This is a genomic window from Calothrix sp. NIES-3974 (genome assembly GCF_002368395.1).
Classification (GTDB): domain Bacteria; phylum Cyanobacteriota; class Cyanobacteriia; order Cyanobacteriales; family Nostocaceae; genus NIES-3974.
Genome location: NZ_AP018254.1, coordinates 3,637,826 through 3,661,274 on the forward strand (window position 1 = coordinate 3,637,826; position 23,449 = coordinate 3,661,274).

General features: G+C 42.6%; 13 protein-coding genes, 2 rRNA genes, 2 pseudogenes and 1 riboswitch. Of the genes and pseudogenes, 12 read left to right on the forward strand and 5 right to left on the reverse strand.

Translation table 11 applies throughout. The features are described from left to right. Positions 1–48: 48 nt before the first annotated feature. A 23S ribosomal RNA gene (locus CDC37_RS14680) occupies positions 49–2,937 on the forward strand. Positions 2,938–3,000: 63 nt separating this feature from the next. Next, positions 3,001–3,118, forward strand: a 5S ribosomal RNA gene (gene rrf / locus CDC37_RS14685). Positions 3,119–3,205: 87 nt separating this feature from the next. On the opposite strand, the pseudogene CDC37_RS25820 reads toward rrf, so the two are convergent. After that, positions 3,206–3,304: pseudogene (locus CDC37_RS25820) on the reverse strand (IS982 family transposase); the annotation flags it as partial. A gap of 481 nt (positions 3,305–3,785) precedes the next feature. On the opposite strand from CDC37_RS25820, the gene CDC37_RS14690 reads away from it, so the two are divergent. Further along, complete coding sequence (locus CDC37_RS14690; protein WP_096626243.1) at positions 3,786–6,803, forward strand: cation-translocating P-type ATPase; 3,018 nt, start codon at positions 3,786–3,788, stop codon at positions 6,801–6,803. A 162-nt stretch (positions 6,804–6,965) separates the two neighbouring features. Next, on the forward strand, positions 6,966–8,177 hold the full coding sequence (gene metK / locus CDC37_RS14695) for a methionine adenosyltransferase (RefSeq protein WP_096622679.1): 1,212 nt from the start codon (positions 6,966–6,968) through the stop codon (positions 8,175–8,177). Positions 8,178–8,276: 99 nt separating this feature from the next. Here the strand turns inward: metK and CDC37_RS14700 are convergent, their stop codons facing one another. Then, positions 8,277–9,167, reverse strand: coding sequence for a hypothetical protein (locus CDC37_RS14700; RefSeq protein WP_096622680.1), 891 nt, complete (start codon positions 9,165–9,167; stop codon positions 8,277–8,279). A gap of 708 nt (positions 9,168–9,875) precedes the next feature. Then, positions 9,876–9,961: riboswitch (Fluoride riboswitch) on the forward strand. 246 nt (positions 9,962–10,207) lie between these two features. On the opposite strand from CDC37_RS14700, the gene crcB (CDC37_RS14705) reads away from it, so the two are divergent. Both crcB (CDC37_RS14705) and crcB (CDC37_RS14710) read left to right on the forward strand, forming a co-directional pair. After that, the gene (gene crcB / locus CDC37_RS14705) at positions 10,208–10,633 is read left to right on the forward strand and encodes a fluoride efflux transporter CrcB (RefSeq protein WP_096626245.1); all 426 of its coding nucleotides are present in this window, start codon (positions 10,208–10,210) and stop codon (positions 10,631–10,633) included. Further along, positions 10,633–11,022: a fluoride efflux transporter CrcB gene (gene crcB / locus CDC37_RS14710; protein WP_096622681.1), complete on the forward strand. Its 390-nt coding sequence runs from the start codon at positions 10,633–10,635 to the stop codon at positions 11,020–11,022. The genes crcB (CDC37_RS14705) and crcB (CDC37_RS14710) overlap by 1 nt, the downstream gene beginning before the upstream one ends. A 173-nt stretch (positions 11,023–11,195) precedes the next feature. On the opposite strand, the pseudogene CDC37_RS14715 reads toward crcB (CDC37_RS14710), so the two are convergent. Next, positions 11,196–11,483, reverse strand: a pseudogene (locus CDC37_RS14715) (ATP-binding protein); the annotation flags it as partial. 120 nt (positions 11,484–11,603) lie between these two features. Beyond that, a complete protein-coding gene (locus CDC37_RS14720; RefSeq protein WP_096622683.1) occupies positions 11,604–12,401 on the reverse strand; it encodes a hypothetical protein in 798 nt (265 codons plus the stop codon). Positions 12,402–12,716: 315 nt separating this feature from the next. On the opposite strand from CDC37_RS14720, the gene CDC37_RS14725 reads away from it, so the two are divergent. The 6 genes from CDC37_RS14725 to CDC37_RS14750 all read left to right on the forward strand — a co-directional run bounded on the left by CDC37_RS14725 (position 12,717) and on the right by CDC37_RS14750 (position 22,236). Next, complete coding sequence (locus CDC37_RS14725) at positions 12,717–14,750, forward strand: glycoside hydrolase family 10 protein (RefSeq protein ID WP_096622684.1); 2,034 nt, start codon at positions 12,717–12,719, stop codon at positions 14,748–14,750. Positions 14,751–15,442: 692 nt separating this feature from the next. Then, complete coding sequence (locus CDC37_RS14730) at positions 15,443–16,750, forward strand: ATP-binding response regulator (protein ID WP_172892787.1); 1,308 nt, start codon at positions 15,443–15,445, stop codon at positions 16,748–16,750. Positions 16,751–16,797: 47 nt separating this feature from the next. Then, on the forward strand, positions 16,798–17,298 hold the full coding sequence (locus tag CDC37_RS14735; protein ID WP_096622686.1) for a hydrogenase maturation protease: 501 nt from the start codon (positions 16,798–16,800) through the stop codon (positions 17,296–17,298). A 1,272-nt stretch (positions 17,299–18,570) separates the two neighbouring features. After that, entirely contained in the window at positions 18,571–19,641 is a 1,071-nt protein-coding gene (gene psbA / locus CDC37_RS14740) for a photosystem II q(b) protein (RefSeq protein WP_096622687.1), read from the forward strand. Between the two features lie 374 nt (positions 19,642–20,015). Next, positions 20,016–20,498: a bidirectional hydrogenase complex protein HoxE gene (hoxE, locus tag CDC37_RS14745; RefSeq protein ID WP_096626247.1), complete on the forward strand. Its 483-nt coding sequence runs from the start codon at positions 20,016–20,018 to the stop codon at positions 20,496–20,498. A gap of 103 nt (positions 20,499–20,601) precedes the next feature. After that, entirely contained in the window at positions 20,602–22,236 is a 1,635-nt protein-coding gene (locus CDC37_RS14750; RefSeq protein ID WP_096622688.1) for a NuoF family protein, read from the forward strand. A gap of 722 nt (positions 22,237–22,958) precedes the next feature. On the opposite strand, the gene CDC37_RS14755 is transcribed toward CDC37_RS14750, so the two are convergent. Next, positions 22,959–23,183 carry a DUF4327 family protein gene (locus tag CDC37_RS14755; protein ID WP_096622689.1) on the reverse strand — a complete coding sequence of 75 codons (225 nt, stop codon included), beginning with the start codon at positions 23,181–23,183 and terminating at the stop codon, positions 22,959–22,961. Positions 23,184–23,449: the final 266 nt, after the last annotated feature.

A 23,449-nucleotide genomic window follows, 5' to 3' on the forward strand; every position in this document is an offset into this window, starting at 1 on the left:
TGCACGAGCTTTGCGATTGTGAAGGGAGAGCAAAGAGTCGAGTGAGAAGGTCAAGCGAGAAAGGGCTGATGGTGGATACCTAGGCACGCAGCGGCGAAGAAGGACGTGGTTACCAACGAAAAGCTCCGGGGAGTTGGAAGCAAACAGAGAGCCGGAGATATCCGAATGGGGAAACCCAGAATACTACCTGTTGAATATATAGACAGGAAAGAGCGAACCTGGCGAATTGAAACATCTTAGTAGCCAGAGGAAAAGAAAACAAAAGTGATTCCCCAAGTAGTGGTGAGCGAACGGGGAGAAGCCCAAACCAAGTTACATGTAACTTGGGGTAGTGGGACTGCAACAAAATCGAATCTGAAAGTTAGACGAAGCATTTGAAAGATGCACCAGAGAAAGTGAAAGTCTTGTAGTCGAAAACTAAACAGATAGAAGCAGTATCCCGAGTAGCATGGAGCACGTGAAATTCCATGTGAATCAGCCGGGACCACCCGGTAAGGCTAAATACGTCTGCGTGACCGATAGCGAAACAGTACCGCGAGGGAAAGGTGAAAAGAACCCCGGGAGGGGAGTGAAATAGAACATGAAACCATCAGCCTACAAGCAGTTAGAGCACGATTAAACGTGTGATAGCGTGCCTGTTGAAGAATGAGCCGGCGAGTTATAGGTACTGGTAGGTTAAGACGGGAATGTCAGAGCCAAAGCGAAAGCGAGTTTGAAAAGAGCGAAAATCAGTATTTATAGACCCGAACCCTGGCGATCTAACCATGTCCAGGATGAAGCAAGGGTGACACCTTGTGGAGGTCCGAACCGACCAATGTTGAAAAATTGGCGGATGAGGTGTGGTTAGGGGTGAAATGCCAATCGAGCCAGGAGCTAGCTGGTTCTCCCCGAAATGTGTTGAGGCGCAGCGGTTAGGAATATCACTTGGGGGTAAAGCACTGTTTCGGTGCGGGCTGGGAGACCGGTACCAAATCGAGACAAACTCAGAATACCAAGTTAACACCTAGCCAGTGAGACGGTGGGGGATAAGCTTCATCGTCAAGAGGGAAACAGCCCAGACCGCCAGCTAATGGTCCCAAAATCTACGTTAAGTGGCAAAGGAGGTGGGAGTGCATAGACAACCAGGAGGTTTGCCTAGAAGCAGCCACCCTTGAAAGAGTGCGTAATAGCTCACTGGTCAAGCGCTCCTGCGCCGAAAATGAACGGGACTAAACGTAGTACCGAAGCTGCGGACTTAGAAATAAGTGGTAGGGGAGCGTTCTGTAGTAGGGAGAAGCTGTAGCGGCAAGCAGCAGTGGACGAAACAGAAGTGAGAATGTCGGCTTGAGTAGCGCAAATATTGGTGAGAATCCAATACCCCGAAACCCCAAGGGTTCCAGAGGCAGGTTCGTCCACTCTGGGTAAGTCGGGACCTAAGGCGAGGCCGAACGGCGTAGTCGATGGATAACGGGTTAAGAATCCCGTACTTGGATGTAATTGTAGCGAGGGACGGAGAAGGCGAGTGTCAGCCGGATGTTGGTTACCGGCTCAACCATTAAGTTGGAGAGAGACGGAGAAAACGTCTTGAGATGAGATGGGAGTACGAGATTCTACGGAATCGAAGTGGCATAGTCAGGCTTCCAAGAAAAGCTCGAACTACGGAAATTGCATTTGACCCGTACCCGAAACCGACACAGGTGGGGAGGTAGAGGATACCGAGGGGCGCGAGATAACTCTCTCTAAGGAACTCGGCAAAATGGCCCCGTAACTTCGGAAGAAGGGGTGCCCAAGGTAGAACTTGGGTCGCAGTGAAGAGGTCCAGGCGACTGTTTACCAAAAACACAGGTCTCCGCGAAGTGAAATCACGCAGTATGGGGGCTGACGCCTGCCCAGTGCCGGAAGGTTAAGGAAGTTGGTCAGGCTTTCGGGCTGAAGCTGACGACCGAAGCCCCGGTGAACGGCGGCCGTAACTATAACGGTCCTAAGGTAGCGAAATTCCTTGTCGGGTAAGTTCCGACCCGCACGAAAGGCGTAACGATCTGGACGGTGTCTCAGAGAGAGACTCGGCGAAATAGGATTGTCTGTGAAGATACGGACTACCTGCACCTGGACAGAAAGACCCTATGAAGCTTTACTGTAGCCTGGAATTGGGTTCGGGCTTGGCGTGCGCAGGATAGGTGGGAGGCGAAGAGATATTCCTTGTGGGGAGTATGGAGCCAACGGTGAGATACCACTCTCGCGAAGCTAGAATTCTAACCATCTCCCGTGAGCCGGGAGTGGGACGGTTTCAGGTGGGCAGTTTGACTGGGGCGGTCGCCTCCTAAATGGTAACGGAGGCGCGCAAAGGTTCCCTCAGCACGGTTGGAAATCGTGCGGCGAGTGTAAAGGCATGAAGGGAGCTTGACTGCAAGACCCACAAGTCGAGCAGGTACGAAAGTAGGTCTTAGTGATCCGACGGCTCAGAGTGGAATGGCCGTCGCTCAACGGATAAAAGTTACTCTAGGGATAACAGGCTGATCTCCCCCAAGAGTCCACATCGACGGGGAGGTTTGGCACCTCGATGTCGGCTCATCGCAACCTGGGGCGGAAGTACGTCCCAAGGGTTGGGCTGTTCGCCCATTAAAGCGGTACGTGAGCTGGGTTCAGAACGTCGTGAGACAGTTCGGTCCATATCCGGTGCAGGCGTTAGAACATTGAGAGGAGTCTTCCTTAGTACGAGAGGACCGGGAAGAACGAACCTCTGGTGTACCAGTTATCGTGCCAACGGTAAACGCTGGGTAGCCATGTTCGGAGCGGATAACCGCTGAAAGCATCTAAGTGGGAAGCCCACCTCAAGATGAGTGTTCTCATCCCAATTTGGGAGTAAGGTTACACATAGAACATGTGTTGATAGGCTTTCGGTGGAAGTGTGGCAACATATGAAGCCTAGAAGTACTAACAAACCGAGGGCTTGACCTTTTGACTACTACTAATACTAATCTCTATCCATTCTTCAGGGAACTTTGATTCCCCACAAGTTTTCCTGGTGTCGATGGCGCTGTGGAACCACTCTGAACCCATCCCGAACTCAGTTGTGAAACGCTGCTGCGGCGACGATAGCTGGAGGGTTGCCTCCCGTCAAAATAGCTCGATGCCAGGTCTTTTTTTTATGTTGTAGTTTAACTTTAATAATAAATACGATCCAAAGCTTCTGTAAATTTGTTTACGGAGCTTTTTTGTATTACTTAAAAATACGGATATTGTCGCACATTGGTACGGGAAAAGAATCTAAAATATATTCAGTACAATCACTAGTCTCCTTTAGTATCATACCTATCAAGGTAAATCAACCTTTTCATTATCTAATCAGATAGTTATATAAAGAGTCAAGCTGGATTTACCATTACTTTACATTTGGTTCATAAAAGTCTTGTCAAGTTAATTGGGAGGCTTCTTGTCCATAAGTGACATTGAAGTCATGACTCGCTTCCAGGTTCTGTTCCTCAAATCAGGAAGTTGAGCTTCCCTACCTGTGTTCCAAGACTCTTATTTGAAAATAAGGAGTTGGAAATGGGAATGAGCTATTTTCTTGTTTGGCTGTGTCCCAGGGACATGGGGGACTTGCTTGAAGTTAGTTATATTATGTCTGGTTGAGTAGTTATAAGAAACACCGAGAAGGTACAGAGCATGAAAATGTAGGTCTAATGTCGGAGAGAATAGCGATCGCTAATCAATCTTTAATGATTTCTCTTCCCTCACAAAATCCTCAAGTTTTTTTCCTATCTTCAGAATGTATCTGCTAACTCTCAAATTGAATGGGGGGTTTCGTGGTTCAAGCAATACATACCAGTGTCAGGGGTAGAGGTAGGTATAAATTAAATGAACTTTATCAGCAAGAAGGTTTTAAGGATTATTTAGAATTATCCCTTACCCAAATTCCAGAGATAATTTCTGTGCGTGCAAATACGTTGACTAGCAATGTTTTGATTTTTTTTAATCCAAATATTAGTCATACACGGATTCAGAATATTATTGATTTGATTGTTAGGGAGTATAAACAAAAAAAATATCAGCGTCAACTGCCGAAGGTTTCTCCACTAGGCAGAAATTCTGGGAAAACTATCAATCAAGCGGATATTAGTGAAACATGCGGTGCTTTTGTTGAAGAAGATTGGCATTTGCTGGAAACAGATGCGGTGATTGAAACTTTGCAAACTTCCCCAGCATATGGTTTATCTGAGGAATTAGCTTTAGCAAAGCTAGAGCAATACGGACAAAATCTTTTACCTGAGTCTCCATCCCGTTCCCAACTCAGGGTTTTTATGGAGCAATTCCAGTCTTTACCGGTAGCTTTATTAACAGGTGCTGCTGTACTTTCAACTGTAACGGGTGGCTGGATTGATGCTTTAGTCATTATGGGGGTAGTGGGAATTAATGCGGTGATTGGTTATTTTACAGAGAGTCAGTCAGAAAAAATTATTCAGTCTCTCAAAAAACGCGATCGCCCTTTTACTTGTGTCCTGAGAAATGGCCAAATTCGGGAAATAAATACGGCTGATGTTGTTCTGGGAGATATTTTGATTCTGAGACCAGGTAGTTATGTGGCCGCAGATGCGAGACTGGTGGAAGCGGAAAATTTAACTGTGGATGAGTCGGCGTTAACAGGTGAAAGTATACCAGTAAATAAAATTACTAAGCCTTTGTATAGTAAGGAAACTTGTCTCGCAGACCGAGTAAATATGGTGTATAAGGGTACTCTGGTGACGGGGGGACAGGGTTTAGCAGTAGTAACGGGTACGGGTCAATATACGGAACTAGGTCAAATTCAACAACTGGTTGGGTCCGCAAATGCTACAGATACTCCCCTGGCTAAACAATTGGATCGGGTTGGTAGCCAATTAGTGATGCTCAGTGGTGGTATTTGCGGAGTTGTGTTTTTGATTGGATTGTTGCGGGGTTATCCCTGGTTGGTAATGTTGACTACATCCATATCCTTAGCAGTAGCAGCAGTTCCGGAGGGTTTACCAACGGTTGCAACTACGACTTTGGCATTGGGGATTCGCGATATGCGCAAGCATCAAGTTCTGGTGCGGAGTTTGAATGCGGTGGAAGCTTTAGGTTCGGTGCAGAAGATTTGTTTGGATAAAACCGGGACAATTACGGAAAACCGCATGTCCGTGGTGGAAATTCAGACAGATGCTCAACGAATCGAGGTACGTGATGGTGAATTCGTAAATGGCGATCGCATCATTAATCCCTATAGTTGTCAGCAATTGGTGCAGATGTTGCATGTATCGGTGCTATGTAATGAAAGTGAAGTGGTGCAACAGGAAGGTAAATATATCGTCAATGGTTCGGCAACGGAAAATGCTTTAATTGATATTGCGATCGCTGCTGGGGTAGATGTAATCGGCTTGCGGCAGAGTTATCCTCTCCAGGAGATTAATCAACGCTCTGAAAATCGTAATCTGATGAGTACCCTACATGGAACTAAGGAAGGGGAAACCTTAGTTGCGGTCAAAGGGAGACCAATGGAGGTGTTGCAACGGTGTAACCGACGGATGAAAGGGGGAGAAATAGTTCCCTTAACCGCAGATGATAAATTAGCCATTGAGCTAGAAAATGAGCGGATGGCGGGTAAAGCTTTGCGGGTACTAGCAGTAGCTTATACCCACATAGAAGGGGGAAAAGACAGGAAAAACCCGGAGGAAAATCTGATTTGGCTCGGTTTAATTGCTATGAAAGACCCCATTCGAGCCGGAGTCAAAGATTTGATTGCACAATTTCATCAAGCGGGAATTGATACCGTCATGATTACCGGTGATCAGACACCCACCGCATTTGCGATCGCCAAGGAATTGGAATTAGCTAACCATAATCAACTACAAATTCTTGATTCCACTGATATGCTCAGTATTAATGCTGAGGCTAAGAGTGCGATTTTTGATAGAGTAAATGTTTTTGCTCGGATTAGCCCAGCCAATAAACTCCAAATCGTGCAAACTTTGCAGTCGGCTGGACGGGTGGTGGCAATGACGGGAGATGGTATAAATGATGCACCAGCCCTGAAGGCTGCTCAGGTGGGTGTAGCGATGGGTCATAGTGGTACGGATGCAGCGCGAGAGGTTGCAGATATCATCATTGCCGATGATAATTTGGAGACGATGATGATTGCGGTGAGTCGGGGACGAACAATTTACAATAATATCCGTAAATCGGTGCATTTTTTGCTAGCAACCAATATGAGTGAAATTATGGTAATGTTAGCAGCTACAACCCTGGGTTTGGGACAACCTTTAAATGCGATTCAACTTTTGTGGTTGAATTTAGTCACAGATATCTTTCCTGGTTTAGCCCTTGCTTTAGAACCAACGGAACCGGATGTATTAAAAAAACCACCCCGCAATCCGGAGGAAGCTATTATTCAAAAATCAGATTTTGGCGATATTTTGTTTGAATCCGGTAGCATTTCTTTGAGTAGTTTAGCAGCTTATGGTTATGGTATTAGCAAGTATGGGATGGGTTCACAAGCTAGTACAATTGCCTTTATGAGTTTGACAGTCGGACAACTACTTCACGCCTTAAGTTGTCGTTCCCAAACATACACTATTTTTGACCGTGGTAAGTTACCACAAAATAAATATTTAAATGCTGCGTTGTTTGGTTCCATTGGCTTGCAGCTATTATCTTTGGGTGTTCCCGGATTAAGAATGTTATTAAGTTTATCACCGATTAATCTCACCGATGGATTGGTAATTAGTAGTAGTGCCTTTTTGCCATTGGTAGTTAATGAAACAAGGAAAAAATTCACCGACTCCGGTCGTTCCTATGGGGGGATTGATTAGATAAGTAAATATATAGCTTTAGCTTGACGCTTAGACCGCTATAGTGCAGTTTCTCACGGAGAAGCGTCTAAAATAGCTCATTTCTACTTCCTAATCCCTATTCCCTCGCTACACGTCAACACTCTATTTACAAGCTAGTTGGGTGGAAAATAGGTGACAATAATGAAAAAAGATTTTTTGTTTACTTCCGAATCTGTAACAGCAGGTCATCCAGATAAACTTTGTGATCAAATTAGCGATGCTATTGTCGATCGCTTTTTACTCCATGACCCCTATGCGAGAGTTATTACCGAATGTGCCGTATCTACAGGAATTGTTTTTTTAGCAGCTAGGTTTGAACAAAATGATAATGTTGATTTTACTGATATAGCGAGACAAGTAATTGAAAAAGTTGGCTATGACCAACCAGATTTTAATGGTAAAACCTGTAGTATTTTAACGACCTTAAAGGAGCTACCGACAGCTAGGATTCATCGTTTTGCAGAAATTGATGAAAGGAAATTATCTGATGCAGAAATTGAACAAATTACGGTGAGAGACCAAGTGACAGTTTTTGGTTTTGCTTGCAACCAGACTCCGATTTTAATGCCTTTACCAATATATTTAGCCCATAAATTAGCCAGACAACTTAGTCAAGTTAAATTAAATCAAAAACTTGATTATTTATCTCCCGATGGGAAGGTGCAAGTAGGGGTAGAATTTCGAGATTGTAAACCCTACAGAATTCACAGTATTTCAATTATTGCCAGTCAAAATAGATGGGAAAAATCGAATTTGCATATACTTGCAGAGGATATTCGGGAAACAGTAATTAAACCTGTATTTTTAGAGGAATCCATTAAACCTGACAGTAAAACGAGAATATTTATTGACTTTGATGAACCATTTAGTGTCGGTGGACCTTCGGTTCATTCGGGTTTAACAGGTAGGAAAAATGCCATTGATACCTATGGTGAATATTCCCGACACAGTGGTGCGGCTTTAAGTGGTAAAGACCCAACTAGAATCGATAGGGTCGGTGCTTATGTCGCTCGCTATGCAGCCAAAAATATTGTTGCCGCGAAAATTGCCGATGAGTGCGAAGTCCAACTAAGTTATTCAATTGGTTATGCGCGACCCTTGAGTATCCAAGTGGAAACCTTTGGAACCGGAAAAATCCCCGATGGGGAAATTGCAAAAATTCTCGCACAAAATTTTGATTTTCGTTTAGCAGGTATTATTAAACAATTTAACTTGAGATTTTTACCTTCCCAATTAAAAGGTGGTTTTTATGAAAAATTAGCAGCCTACGGTCATGTGGGTAGAACTGATATACATTTACCCTGGGAAATGACAGATAAAATAGATGTTTTTGACAGCATCAAGACATCATAATGGATTTCGGAAAATGTCTGGGAGTGGAGATAGGTAGTAATAACTGCAAGTTAATTTATCGTTAATGCCTAGACTCTCTCCACTATGATTATACTTGATTTATTTCTCTGATAACTCGTGGTAAATTACTGCCTTCACCGATTGCCAAAGGGGTATTGTTAATATTCCAACTATACTCAAACCAATAAAGCTGATGAGCAATAATGGAATTAGACTACTGAGAACTACCAAAAAACTGCTCAAGTTGGATGTAATTGTTGGTGTCTGTGCAAGTGCAGAAAATAATCCGAATAGAAAAGGTAGGAGAGGAATAATATATGCGGGGAGAAGGATGAGGTAAATACAGATGACGATGATAGTAATTTGCCAGAAAAAACCTTGTGATAGTTGGAAACTATACTTAAGGGAATCTAATGCAGTTGTATTTCTCAACGCGATCGCAATGTCAGCAAATAGGAATTTTACCGTTATCCAGATATTGATCAACAGCGAGATTAGAAATACAATCGCTGCTAAATACTCAGGAAATACGTTACTCAATACTTCGGCAAGTAACGAGAAAGCAATACTGATTAACAAAATATAAAATTGAGCCAGGAAAAACGCCCAAAATCTTTTCACTTGTCTGTTAGCGGTTTGTAGTGTTTCCTTTTCACCACTCAATTCTTTAGATGCTATCCAAGCAATTAAGGCTTCCATTCTTAAACCTTTGCTTGCAGTGAAAACGGTTAAATATGCAAATAGAATTCCTCCCACAAGGGAAAGTAAGATAATTAATAAATTATTACCGAAAGAATCAGTAGCAGATAAGTTAGCGACAAAAAGCAATAGGGGTAAAAAAATGAAACAGAAATATACTCCTATCAATCCTAGACTCGATAAGAATAACCACAGATAACGATAAAAGGAAGTTTTGATAAATGTTCCCAGTCTCAACCGATAAACCTGAAATGCGGTAGATATCGTTTTCTGGATACTTAGTTGGGTCATTGTTCTCAGTTGCAATTGAATTTACTTGAATATTTATACAGAATCAAAAATACTTATTTACAAACTGAATGTAGATGTACTACAGATGATTACAGAGATATTTTTCATCATGAAAATACACAGCAAACTGGCAATCATCTCTGACTGCAATTCAAATTAAAGATAGATATCGATAGTTGATTAATTATTTTGATGACTTTCTGTAGATGTCCTCTGTCTACAAAATCATGTTACGTAGAAATTGAAATTGGGGTTTCAGTATACCAAAATGCTAGGTGATAAATAAGAATTTATCGAATCAGCATTCCGATATCCTCTGATTTTATCCCCAATGGAACTCTTCTATGTTCAAAGTATAGTGTATTAAATTAAGAACTAAAGTTTTATCAAATACCTTCAATGATGGCTTTATTCTATGTTCTAGACTTCCTCATTGTATTCTCTGAAAGTATTAATTAATGATTTTTTATTTCCGAGTTTACTATACTAAAATGTCAGCCAAGCAAACCCATTGGAAAACCCTTGCTCATACTACATAAAAACCATAAGCTGCCGTTACATCAGTCTATAAAGGTGGCTGCACACTGAGAAATTTAAGTTAGTGTTTTGTAGACTTTTATACACAATAACACCATGTGAATAAATCATTCCTACTCCCTATTTACAAGGGAGGTCTTCACTGAATTGGTATGGTGATAGTATAAGTAAAGAAGTGATGGCGATGGAGCTCGCCGAAACTGCCCAGCGTTTCTAGGATATCCACAACGTGTTAGGCTGATGGCTCCTACTGTTCCGACTTGTAGCGGAAGGGTAGGGGTATGTTGATTCCGGCTCCCACTAAGCTGACCGCAACAAGTCACGTTAATTACTTAACTCAACCGAACTCAATTGCAAGGTGACGGTATGTTAGAGAAGGTGATTTGGATTTTGTTGATGGGCTTTTTCGTGGGGCAAATTGCTCGGCGAATGGGAGTACTAGAACATAGGCAATGTAGCAGACTTGCCAAGAGCGATCGCACAAACAATGGGAGAATATGATCATGCTTAAACAGCCTCTGGTGCGAACTGTGATGGCTATCTCATTAGGTGCGATCGCAGGAGCTTTATGCCGTTACTACCTAGGACTCGTTATTAGCCATTTGTTTGGCACAGCTATACCCTACAGCACCCTAGTGGTAAACATTACTGGATGCTTTATGATGGGTCTTTTAGCAACACTGTCTTTTGGGGAAAGTATCAGCTTTCATCCTGATTTGAGACTACTGCTTTTGACTGGATTTTTAGGGTCATACACCACGTTTTCAAGTTATGAACTCGATAGCGCCAAACTTCTATTGCAAAGAGATTTACAAACGGACTTGATTTACTGGATAGGGAGTGTGTTGCTGGGATTTATCAGCTTACAAACGGGGATTGCGATCGCAGAGTGGATACTTAATAAACTTGATCGGGATTGGCCAAGCTGATGGAACCTTCTAGTTTTCTCCCTGTATGGATTGCGTTAGGTGCAATTCCTGGAGCGCTAATCCGTTATTATTTGACCCTCCTTTGTACTCAGAGATTTGGTGGAAATTTTCCTTTTGCGACCTTCTTTATTAATCTTTCTGGTACTTTTTTGATCGGGTTCTTGACAACCCTACTTCAGAAGATCAATACAGAGCAATGGCTCTACGGATTAGCCACAATCGGCTTTTTAGGGTCTTACACAACGTTTTCCACCTACATGTTAGATATCTCAATCCTCCTGAAGCTTGGTAACTATCAACGGGTGCTACTTTACGGTTTAGGTAGTCCGCTAGCAGGGTTATTAGCGGTTGAAGGAGGTATCACCTTCGCACAGCATCTACATCTTTAGTGTTTTGCAGGAAAATAGCCTCCGCAAATATTCTCGCTTGTAAATAGGGTCTGCGGAAAAATCATAAATAGCACGCTTACACGCGAACAGCAAACCCTAAAGTCGTTTTCCCCACTCCCTACTCACTTTCAACTCAGCGATCGCTTTTACGATTCCGACACTATTCAAAACACTCACGCTCGAATCACCGTAATAGTACGTTGATTTTCCGTGACCACAACCTGGGTAGATAACCGCTCCTCCATCGGTAAAGCATTTTTGCGTCGGTCAAACACAAATAACCAACCCTCATTCAACCCCAACCTTGCTAAATAGGATTCCAACTGCTCAATTCCTTCTGCTTGGGGGTCACGCTTTTTCTCCCGCCATACTTTTAACTCAATACCTAATGTTACACCTTTGTAACGCAGACATAAATCCATTCTGTCACTACCAATGGCATATTCCCGCTCCAGGGTTCCACAACACTTACCGCTTATACCGTTTGACTATTGGAGTTGATACCTGACGGGAAGCGGGGTAAGAAAATGTATCAAAATTTGAGTGAAATGGCACTACTTATGAGAAATCCAGAATGACAGCTATTCCCCGATAACCACTCCCCAAAAGTAATTACCAAAGTCTTCTTCTGGGAGGTGAATACGATATTGTTTTCCCCAAGAATAGACATCCAAGTTGATTTTTCCCGGTTCGGTGTCTAGCCATTCTCCTCCTTGGACGGAAATATTACCCAGGAGGACAATCCAATGGTTGGGAAGTGCAAGGAATGGGGTTTTAGCGCGTAAAAATCCATCTGCAGTGACTAGGGGAAAGACGACTCCTTGATTTTGCAGCGCTTTGGTTGCAGCTTGTAAAGCTTGAAATTCACCAGAGAAATAGGTGCGGTGATAGGTGACTTTTTGGTAGCCGAGTAGTTCTTTTGTCCAGGTTTCCATTTCCCAGGGTTTGGTAATTCCTGCGAGGTTGCGCACAAAATCGGGTAGATTGGCTTCGATATTGAAAATCGAATTTTCAGCTTCTCGTAATGCCGACAATACCATCCAATCGGTAGGTTGGGTGCGGAGTTTACCTTGACTGCGACGTAGTAGAGGTGATGTTTGAATGTGGATATTGCCAGTTTTGTAGGTACCGGTTTCAAATAGACTGCGACACAGTTCGATATATTTCAATGGTTGTTTGCGGACAAGTTCAAAAATAATTGATGCTGGACCACAAAAAGGTTGTCCACCTTGGTTAATTTGGAAAGGGTTAACAATGCGATCGCGCATTTGAGCAATTAGTTGGGTTTTCTCCACACTCTTCCAGACTCCGGGTATAGTGGAGTTGGCAAAGTCGTCTAGGGCTAATGCTATATCTGGGGGAAGGGTGGATGGGTTCATAGGTTGAATATCGATTATACCAAATTCTCTCAAATAGAGCCTCGTGGAATGCGTCCCCACGCGGAGCATAGGGACGAGATCATCACAAAAACTGTGCGAACTCAATAGGGGTAAATTCCCACAAAATCAACAGCCTAGGCATAAGTTGCGAATTACGTACGCGAAGCGTTGCCGCAGGCTATTACGTAGCTTGCTTCCCGCGTAGCGGGTATTACGAACTACGAATTATTAAAGAGGGAGAAAATCCAAATCATACTATCCTGTACCAAAGTTGACAATCAATTTTAAAATCGATGCAACGAGTTGGAATAGCACATCGTATCTATGACTACATCTTTCCCTGATACTCAGAATCATTGGGCACGGGATTTTATACATGCTTTGGCGGCTAGGGGAATTATCGTTGGTTTCCCTAATGGTACATTTCGTCCCGATAATTCGATTACTCGGGCTGAATTTGCAACCATGTTGGCGGGTTCCTTTCGGGATGTACCGAAACGGAGGGAGTATCGAAGTTTTCTAGATGTACCCGGAAGTTTTTGGGGTGCAAGGGCGATTCAGTTGGTTTACGAACAGGGGTTTATGATTGGCTACCCTGATAACCGTTTTCGTCCTGATAACCGACTCACCAGAATCGAGGCTTTGGTTGCGTTGGTGTCGGGATTAAATTTGGCTGGTCAGGTGCAAGCTGATTTACTAACTTTATTACCGCAGATATATGAAGATGCAGCCCAAATTCCTGGTTATGGACGTACCCAGGTTGCTGTCGCTACTAGAGCCAAATTAATTACTAGTTTTCCCAATACCAAGTTATTAAATCCTAATTTAGCAGCCACAAGGGCAGATGTGGCAACCTTTGTCCATCAAGCTTTAGCCTATTTAAATCAAATACAGAAAGTTTCTTCGCCTTATATTATTTTGCCCCCCGGAGAATCCAGTCCCATCACCCCCCCACCATCAAGTCCTATTAGTGTTAGTCATAATCGGGAATTTCGCGGTGCTTGGGTAAGTACGGTTTGGAATATTGATTTTCCCTCTAAATCAAATTTACCAGTGGAAGAGCAAAAAGCAGAATTTATTAAAATTGCCAATACTCTACAACGCTTGAATTTTAATGCCTTAATTTTACAAGTACGTCCCGAAGGAGATGCGGTGTATGCATCCTCCATCGAACCCTGGAGTCGCTGGTTAACGGGAACCCAAGGACAAGCTCCTACCCCCTTCTATGACCCCCTAGAATTTGCGATCGCTGAATGTCGTAAACGTAATATTCAAGTCCATGCTTGGTTTAATCCTTACCGTGCAAAAGTCACCACTAATCAGGGTAATTTAGCGACCAATCATCTTGCGGTCACCAATCCAGAATGTGTTTATCGCTGGGGAAATACCCTCTGGATGGACCCTGGAATAAAATTAGTTCAAGACCGGGTTTATCAAGTGGTTATGGATGTGGTCAGACGCTACGATGTTGACGGTATCCATCTGGATGATTATTTCTATCCCTATCCGATTTCTGGTCAAAATTTCCCCGATGATCAAACCTATGCAGCCTACCGCGCTAGTGGTGGTAGATTAGATTTGGCTGATTGGCGACGGCAAAATGTCGATCAAATGGTTCAACGTTTGTATGAAGGAATTAAAGCCGTAAAACCCCATGTTTCTTTCGGTGTCAGTCCCTTTGGTATCTATCGTCCTGGTCAACCACCGGGAATTGTCGGTTTAGATGCCTATAATGTCTTGTATGCCGATGCCAAAAAATGGTTGGAAGAAGGTTGGGTCGATTACCTCGCACCCCAATTGTATTGGCGAATTGACCAAACCCAACAAAGTTATCCCACTCTCCTGAGATGGTGGACACAAATCAATACGCGCAGACGATATATCTTCGCGGGGAATAACTTGGGTAAACTGGACGATAAGGACTGGAAAGATACGGAAATCGAAAAACAAGTCCAAATTAGCCGTAGTCTTGCAGCCGAATTATCCCTTGGTAATATTTTTTTTAGTGTCAACGCGATTAACGAAAATCGCCAAGGTATCGCCAACACTTTGGGTAGTAAACTATACAACCGTCCCGCCTTACCACCCCAATTGTCATGGCATAGTGACAGACCTCCCACTCCCCCATCGGGTTTAGATGTGAAAAATCGCCGTTTAGAGTGGAATCCAGCAAATACCCCCGATATTCGCTCCTGGACACTGTATCGACGCAACGGTAATACCTGGGAATTGCAACGTATTCTCAGTCGAGGAACCCATTTTGCAACGGTGCAACCGGGTACATATGCTGTCTGTGCGGTGGATCGCTTTGTGAATGAAAGTGCTGCGGTGCAGATTACGGTGAGCTAGTGGATTGATGAACCTCACCCCAACCCCTCTCCGACTTCGGAAAGGGACGGAAAATTCGTGGTTTTCAATCAAGAATCAATTTCATCAAAACCTCTGTACCCAAAAAAGAGAGGTCGGGAGAGGGATTCTTTGAATCTGTTAATTCACGTTAATTTAGCGTTGCTGCACACAGATGTGAATTGAAAATTTGACGTTTTATGTGGAGACTTAGCAATGTTACGTCTCTACATAAAACCCCAGGAAAAATGTGTTCTCCTGTTAAAATACGCAGACCAGCAACGGCATATCCCAATACTTCAGCATTTTTACGGATGCATTTTATAGCAATTTTCTCCAAGCTAGTTCCTGTAGGTTAAATAATGTAATAAATTTATGAGTAATATTAACTAGTTGTAAGACTTAAGACGTAGAGAGCAAGTAATATAAAAAAACCATTTAGATTGTGTGAAGATAGTGTTATTGGGCACAGCGTATAACTATTGGATGACGACAAAGGGAACGGTAATATTTTAGAATGAGACCGTAAAATAAAAGCAAGCATGGTAAAGCAAGTCTTTGTATCTGCTACTGACATGGGTGCTTTATTGGAATCAGGTGCTGACTCTATAATTTAAGATATTTTTAACGATATTTTCAACACTGCAAATAATCTAGCCTTCAGTAGATATATGCGAATATCTGCACCAAATGCGATGAACAAAAAACTCCAAATTCTGCTAATTGATAATCGTGTGGCAGAACGACAAACCCTTAGTAATGCTCTCGAATGTTGTCAGCTGAATCTTCAGGTTGAGCAGGTTGACAATATTGATAGCGCGATCGCAATTTCTCGTCTCCACCAATTTGATTGTGTATTTTTGAGCGATGGGATTGTAGGGGAAGGATATGTAACAAATTTGCAAACTTCGGGACTGAATGCACCAATTGTGCTAGTGACAGAAAATACAGATTTATTATTAATAGAGAATTGGCAGAATTTTGGTATTATTGATGTAGTGGAAGAAAGGGAAATAAATCCCCTCAGTATTGCCCGAATAGTTCGTAATAGTATCCGGATTTACAAAAGTGAAAGTAATGCGGAACACCTACGTCAGGAACTGCGCGATCGCCAAGAGCAAATAAACCATCAAGCTCAAGTGATTGCCACCCAAAGATTACACATCAACCAGAAAAATATCGAGCTAATTACCGCATCTCAACTCAAATCCCAGTTTCTATCGACAATTTCCCACGAATTACGTACTCCCATGCACGCAATTCAGGGATTTTCCCAGGTTTTGTTAAAAATGCGCAGCGATCAAATTTCTTCCCAACAACGGGATATGGTCGAGCGAATTTACAATAATAGTCAACAACTCCTCCAGTTACTGAATGATATTCTCGATTTTGGGAAACTGGAAGCGGGAACCCTGGATTTACAACCGCAATTTTTTGATATTGCCGTTGCGGTTGGTTGTACAGTTGAGGAAATGAAAGCTCAGGCTATTAGTAAAAATCTCTCATTAAATTTTCAAAATCACCTACAAAACGGCATCATTTATAATGACCAGATGCGGGTACGGCAGATAGTAATTAATTTACTGTCGAATGCCATTAAATTTACTGAAGCGGGTCAAGTTCGTATCGAATTGGAGGATTTACCAGCCGAAGGTTTAGCTATTACCGTCCATGATACAGGCATTGGCATTGACACATCACAGGTCGAAAATATTTTTGATGTGTTTCACCAACTGGATAGTAGTTTATCCCGCAAATATGGTGGAGTGGGGATGGGTTTAGCCATTGTCAACGCTTTAGTGTATATGATGCAGGGTCGAATAATCGTTAGTAGCGAACCTGGTAAAGGTTCCACATTTCGGGTGGAGATACCGCGACAGATTATGGGTGTTCAACCTAGTAGCGCATTAGCAGAGAATGCCAAACTAAACGCGATCGCTTCCTATCCATCCATCTATCCGCAACAGGATGTGTTGTTGTTCCCAAAGCATCGGATGTGGTAAAGATAAAAATAGACTTTGAGGATGATCCACCGTGATATAAATCTCAAATGGTCAAAAGGAATAATGTATTAGTGATTGGTTATGGTAACGACCTACGTAGTGATGATGGTATTGGACAAAGGGTAGCCAACGAGTTCAAACAAAATTCCCGTTTCAGGAACCTCACATCCCTTGCAGTTCATCAGCTTACTCCCGAACTCACCCAGAAGATTGTCAAAGCGGATTTAGTTATTTTTGTTGATGCTTGTTTCAATTGGCAAACTTCAGACAAAAGCCGAATTCAGTTGACATTAAACCCTGATGTTCGAGTCCGTATCCTAGAACCCGATAATAATACCCCCCTAGGAGGACATACAGCAAATCCCCAATCCCTATTAACCTTGACCCAAGTAATTTATGGTTATTGTCCCCCTGCTTTATTAGTGACAGTTCCAGGGGAAAATTTTCAATTGGGAGAACAGTTATCGTTAACCGGGGAAATTGGAGTTGCGATCGCGATCGCCAAAATTACCCAGATCATCAATCAGGGTGAATGGGGTAAATATTGATTATTTTGAAGATTCTTTAACCATTGCGAACATTTAATAGGCTGGGCGTGACCGAAGTAGCATCCAGATAGATAATACTAGCAGTAATGCGCCAACCTTGACGATAAGATATATCCAGGTTTCTGGTAGTAATAAATTTTGCGTTAAACGTTCGATTACGTTTTGCATTAAAGATTCCATAAATCTCACCTCCATTCAGATTTCCGTCTTCTATATCGGTAACACCAATTCCCTAAAATTAGGCAACAGATGGAATCTAGGAAATCATTGGGACATCTAGTGTTTATAATTAGCCTATTACATAGGCTCGTAGTCCCGCATTTCTCACAAAAGCCTCAAACTCAAAGGGAATAGTCCGTGACGGAATTAGAAGGAAAATCAGTCCGTCACTCAAGGCTTAAAATTTACTTGTGGGAAATCCAGGGTAGTGGCTTACCGCAGAGTATTATAAATTACGAATTGGTATCAGTTTTTCCCTCGTCTGTATCTCCTATTTATATTTTCCCTCTAAATTAACTATTAGGTACACTTATTGAAATAAGTTTATATACACCAGTCCTAAATAACTTGTGAAATCTTACGTGTAGGGTTGTTAACAGTTGACGGATGAATTGTCCTTCTACTCCCTAATCACTACTCCCTGTAGGTTTAAGAAATTTGTGAGAACTACAGGTTACATACCTTGCTTTTTGTGTTCCCTATTCCCAGTCTCAACAAGTACACCTAATTTTTTCCACGACTAATCACATTTTCCTCACAACTTCCTCACATTCTTGTTTTATAACAGTACGCATAGCAGAGTCCAAACTTGTACCTACAGGACAATAGCTATACTCCAGACGCTGATTGTACCCTTTTGGTTTGTTAACAGGTGACAGTTGACCTTTAAGCGTTAACCGTCAAAACGAAAAGCTCAGTTTATCAACTGGGAAAGTGTCAAAAAAGAGGATGTTTTCAAAATCACTTTGGGTACTTAACTTACTGTTTTTTGGGAGTGGGAGTTCCCAAACATCCTCGAAATCACAACGAAACTAAAAAATTTGTAGATGGGGTCTGGGAAACACAATCAAACCTTGAAAAACAAGTAATTTCCACATCCAAACAATACACCGGAACCAATAAAAGTGGTTTTTTCCTACTCCCCATTCCCTACTTAAACATGTCGCATTAGCTTGGCGCAAAGCGCCTAAAAAATAGTTCATTTTTACTCCCTAATCACGACTCCCCACTCCCTACTTACTTTCAATTCAGGAAATTAGGAGGAACATCTCCATGAGTACCATAATTCAACCGCGTCGAGGATTATCTATTGGGCAAATATGGGATAGTTTTTGTGATTGGATCACCAGCACGGAAAATCGGCTTTATATCGGTTGGTTTGGGGTATTAATGATTCCCACCTTGCTAGTTGCCACTACCTGTTTTATCCTGGCTTTTATTGCTGCTCCCGGTGTAGATATGGATGGAATCCGTGAACCTGTGATCGGTTCCCTGATGGCTGGTAATAATTTAATCACAGCAGCAGTCGTACCGACATCCGCAGCCATTGGACTGCATTTTTATCCGATTTGGGAAGCTGCATCCTTAGATGAATGGTTGTATAACGGTGGTCCCTATCAGTTAATTGTGTTGCATTTTTTGTTAGGGATTTGGTGCTATCTCGGACGACTTTGGGAACTGAGTTACCGCTTGGGTATGCGTCCTTGGATTGCGATCGCTTTTTCTGCTCCCGTTGCAGCTGCGACATCGGTATTGTTAATTTATCCCATCGGTCAAGGTAGTTTTTCGGATGGTTTACCGTTAGGAATATCTGGTACATTCCACTTTATGTTGGCATTCCAAGCTGACCACAATATTTTGATGCATCCCGGACATATGCTCGGTGTCGCGGGGGTATTTGGTGGTGCATTGTTAAGTGCATTGCATGGCTCCTTGGTGACATCAACTTTGTATCGCCACACCACAGACAAGGAAGCAATTACAACCGGTTATCAATTCGGTCAAACCAAAAATACCTACAACTATTTAGCCGGACACAGTGGTTTTTTAGGACGTTTATTAATCCCTTGGTTTGCCAGCAGAAATCACCGTGGGTTCCATTTTTTACTAGCTGCATTACCAACTGTCGGTATCTGGTGTGCTGCGCTGGGTGTGGGAACGATGGCATTTAACCTAAATGGTTTCAACTTTAACCACTCCCTACTAGATAGTCAGGGTGCAGTTGTCAGAACGGAAGCAGATATACTCAATCGAGCAAATCTAGGAATCCAAGCAATGCACGCTCCCAATGTCCATCACTTCCCAATGGTCATGTCTGGAGGTGAGGCAATACCAGTAAGTTAAATAGGGCTGGCGGAAAAATAGTAAAGACGCGATATATCGTCTATATCGCGTCTCTATAATATTGCAAGAATTAGAGGTTATTTTAGTCGCAAAAAGTGCTTTCCAAATAGGTATGTAAGGTTTAAAAACACGGCATTTGTAATTTTGGCGTTGCTGAATTTGGTTATGAATTATGATTATTTACATTTTGTATTAAAACCACAATCGTCGTAGAGACGTAGCGATGCTACGTCTCTACACAACGTCAAATTTTCAATTCATATTTGTATTCAGCAACCCCGTAATTTTTCTCACCAAGCAAAAGTGGAATCGGAATGGTTCAAACTATTAACTATTCCCTACTCCCCACTCCCTTTTCCCTACCCTCACAGATAATGATGAATCCCACACAGCAACCACCCACCGATAACCACTTGCAAAAACTTGACCGTACCATTAAGCGGTATCAGTATCAGCAGGATGCTTTAATTGAGATATTGCACACAGCTCAAGAAATTTTTGGTTATCTAGAGGAAAATATATTACTGCACATAGCCCATAGCCTGAAATTACCACCCAGCCAAGTTTATGGTGTTGCGACCTTCTATCATCTATTTTCTCTAAAACCTCCTGCTCAACATACCTGTATTGTGTGTACGGGAACGGCTTGCTATTTTCAAGGAAACCAAACAATCCTCACAAAATTAGAAAAATCCACCCATATCCGTGCAGGTCAAACAACGGCAGATGGTAAACTTTCTCTGCATACAGCCAGGTGTTTAGGGACTTGTGGACTAGCACCTGTTGTTCTGTTTGATGGGGTGCTTTTTGGTCGCACCACATCTGAATTCATTGGCGAACAGATGAGTAAGATTTGAGAACGAACAGAATTTTTCCTCACAAAATTCTCAATCTTTTCTCCTAATCTTGGAGATACGTGGATATTGAGAGCGATCGCTGGAAAGGATGGGAGTTTAATCAATGGATTTAACAGAACTGTGGGAGATTGCCGAACAGGAACGTCAATCAGCAAAACCCACCCAAATTAAATGTTGTGTTGCTGCTGGTTGCGTTTCTGCTAACTCCCAATTAGTTAAACAACGACTTGATGCAGCAGTCAAAACCTCTGGTTTAGAAAACCAGGTGCAGGTATGTGGTGTTGGTTGTCTGGGGTTGTGTAGTCAAGCTCCCTTGGTGCGAGTTGATACCCTTAATCCAAGGGAAAAACACAGCATACTGTACCAGCAAGTCACCCCAGATAAGACAACCGCAATCATTGCTGCTTTGGCAGGAAAAGAAACAACCCAACTCCCTCAAGCTGATTTAACCCATCCATTTTTTACCAAACAATTACCCATCGTCCTGGAAAATACTGGCAAAATTGACCCAGAGCGAATTCAAGCCTATATTGCCCATGATGGCTATCGAGCGCTAGGACATGTGTTGCGGGAAATGACACCCACCCAAGTTGTAGATGCGATCGCTCGTAGCGGATTACGGGGACGGGGAGGAGCAGGTTATCCCACAGGTTTAAAATGGGCTACCGTCGCCAAAGCACGGGGTGATACACCCAAAGGAAGTCGCAAATACGTGATTTGTAACGCCGATGAAGGCGACCCCGGTGCATTCATGGATAGAAGTGTATTAGAAAGCGATCCCCATCGCGTCATTGAAGGGATGATAATTGCCGCCTATGCAGTCGGTGCAAATCACGGTTACATATACATCCGTGCCGAATATCCCCTAGCTACCCAACGCTTGCAAATCGCCATCGACCAAGCCCAACAACTGGGTTTGTTAGGTAGTCGTATTTTTGACTCCCCCTTTGATTTTCGCATTGATATCCGCGTCGGAGCAGGGGCCTATGTTTGCGGTGAAGAAACAGCCCTGATGGCATCAATTGAAGGTAAACGGGGTGTCCCCCACCCCCGACCACCCTATCCCGCAGAGAAGGGTTTATGGGGCTTTCCGACCCTCATTAATAATGTGGAAACCTTTGCCAATGTGCCTTGGATTATTCGTCATGGTGCAGATGCCTTTGCAAGTATCGGCACGGAAAAAAGTAAGGGGACAAAAGTATTTTCTTTGACTGGCAATGTACGCAACTTAGGTTTAATTGAAGTGCCGATGGGAACCACCTTGCGGCAAATAGTGGAAGAAATGGGGGGAGGTGTAGCCCAGGGAACGGCCAAAGCCATACAAACTGGTGGTGCTTCCGGGGGGTGTATTCCGGCTTCTGCCTTTGATACTCCCGTTGATTATGAGTCCTTGAACCAACTAGGTTCGATGATGGGTTCCGGGGGGATGATTGTCATGGATGAAACCATCAATATGGTGGAAATTGCCAAGTTTTTCATGGAATTTTGCATGGATGAGTCCTGTGGGAAGTGCATTCCCTGTCGAGTAGGTACGGTGCAGCTGTATCAATTACTGACAAAAATTCGTGCAGGGGAAGCTTCAATGGCAGATTTGGAATTATTGGAGGAATTATCTGACATGGTGAAGCATACGAGTTTATGTGGCTTAGGACAGTCTGCACCAAATCCAGTGTTTAGTACATTGCGGTATTTTCGGGATGAGTATTTGGCTTTGATTGATCAGGGGAATAAAAAATAGGCATTGCGGAATTTGGGTATGAATTGTCGTTATTTACATTTTGTATTCAAACCACAATTATCGTAGTAGAGATGTAGCAATACTACGTCTACAATACCCAAAATATTCAAGGGATGAAAATCTGTAATTTTTCCAATTTACACCCTTACAAATTGCAATGATTTATGTTAATATATTATTGGAATCGTAGAAGACCAATAGCTCCTCCGAGATAGACGTGGTGGTCATACTTCTTCAAGAGTAAAACCAAACGAAGCATTCGGAACATGCAGCTATCGGAGGGGTGGCTAAAAACTGCGAAACCAGTCCAATTAAATACCTTGTGGAGGTAAATTGAAAAACCAACACACGAATTGACGGGTAGAGTCAGCACCAGACAAAGCCCGTCAACTCATTTAGAGATATTTTAATGATTCTGTCTTGATGGAAACTATTATTTAGTATTTCATGATAATTTACTGTTGTAATCAACATTAACTCGCTTGATGCAGAGGGAGTGGAGAATTGGGAGTGGAAATGATTTATTTACATGATTTCAGTTGTGTCCAAAGGACGTGGGAGACTGATTGAGATTGAATTATGACTGACGCAAAATTAACGCCACTGGACCGAAACGTAGTAAGCTTGCTGCACAAGACGCGCATCTTGTGCAAAAATCCTGCGATTGCTTCCCGAAACTGCGTTTCGGTCGCTGAGGACAAATCTTCTTTGCCTAAGTCTTGTTAATTATCTTCCGTCCATTCTTCCTGAGCTAGCAAATCGATGATTTTATCGCGGAGAAGAAAATCATTTTCCTCTAATTCTAATTCAATACAGACCCAATCGCGACCAGGGATAAATTTACACAAAGCATAAATCGGATCATTCCGTTTAACTTTTCCTTTTTCCACAAGTTGACGAGCTTCTGCTCGCAAAACCTCTAGGTCATATTTAACGGTAGTTGCCATAATCAATCAACCTCCTCGTTTGTAATATAGAGGGAGTAGGGAATACGGAGTTATACCAATTTTAAAAAAAAGAATGTAACAGATGAATCTTGTAGAGACGTAGCATTGCTACGTCCTGTATTGAGTATATGTTGCAAACATTTTTTGAATCGGTATTAGGGAGACAAAACCACTTTTATAAGTTCTAGTATCAATAGTTACCTGTAGGTTATTCAGATATTTTATTTGGGGATAGTTGGAAAATTTGGCTGCAACTAAAGTTGTGT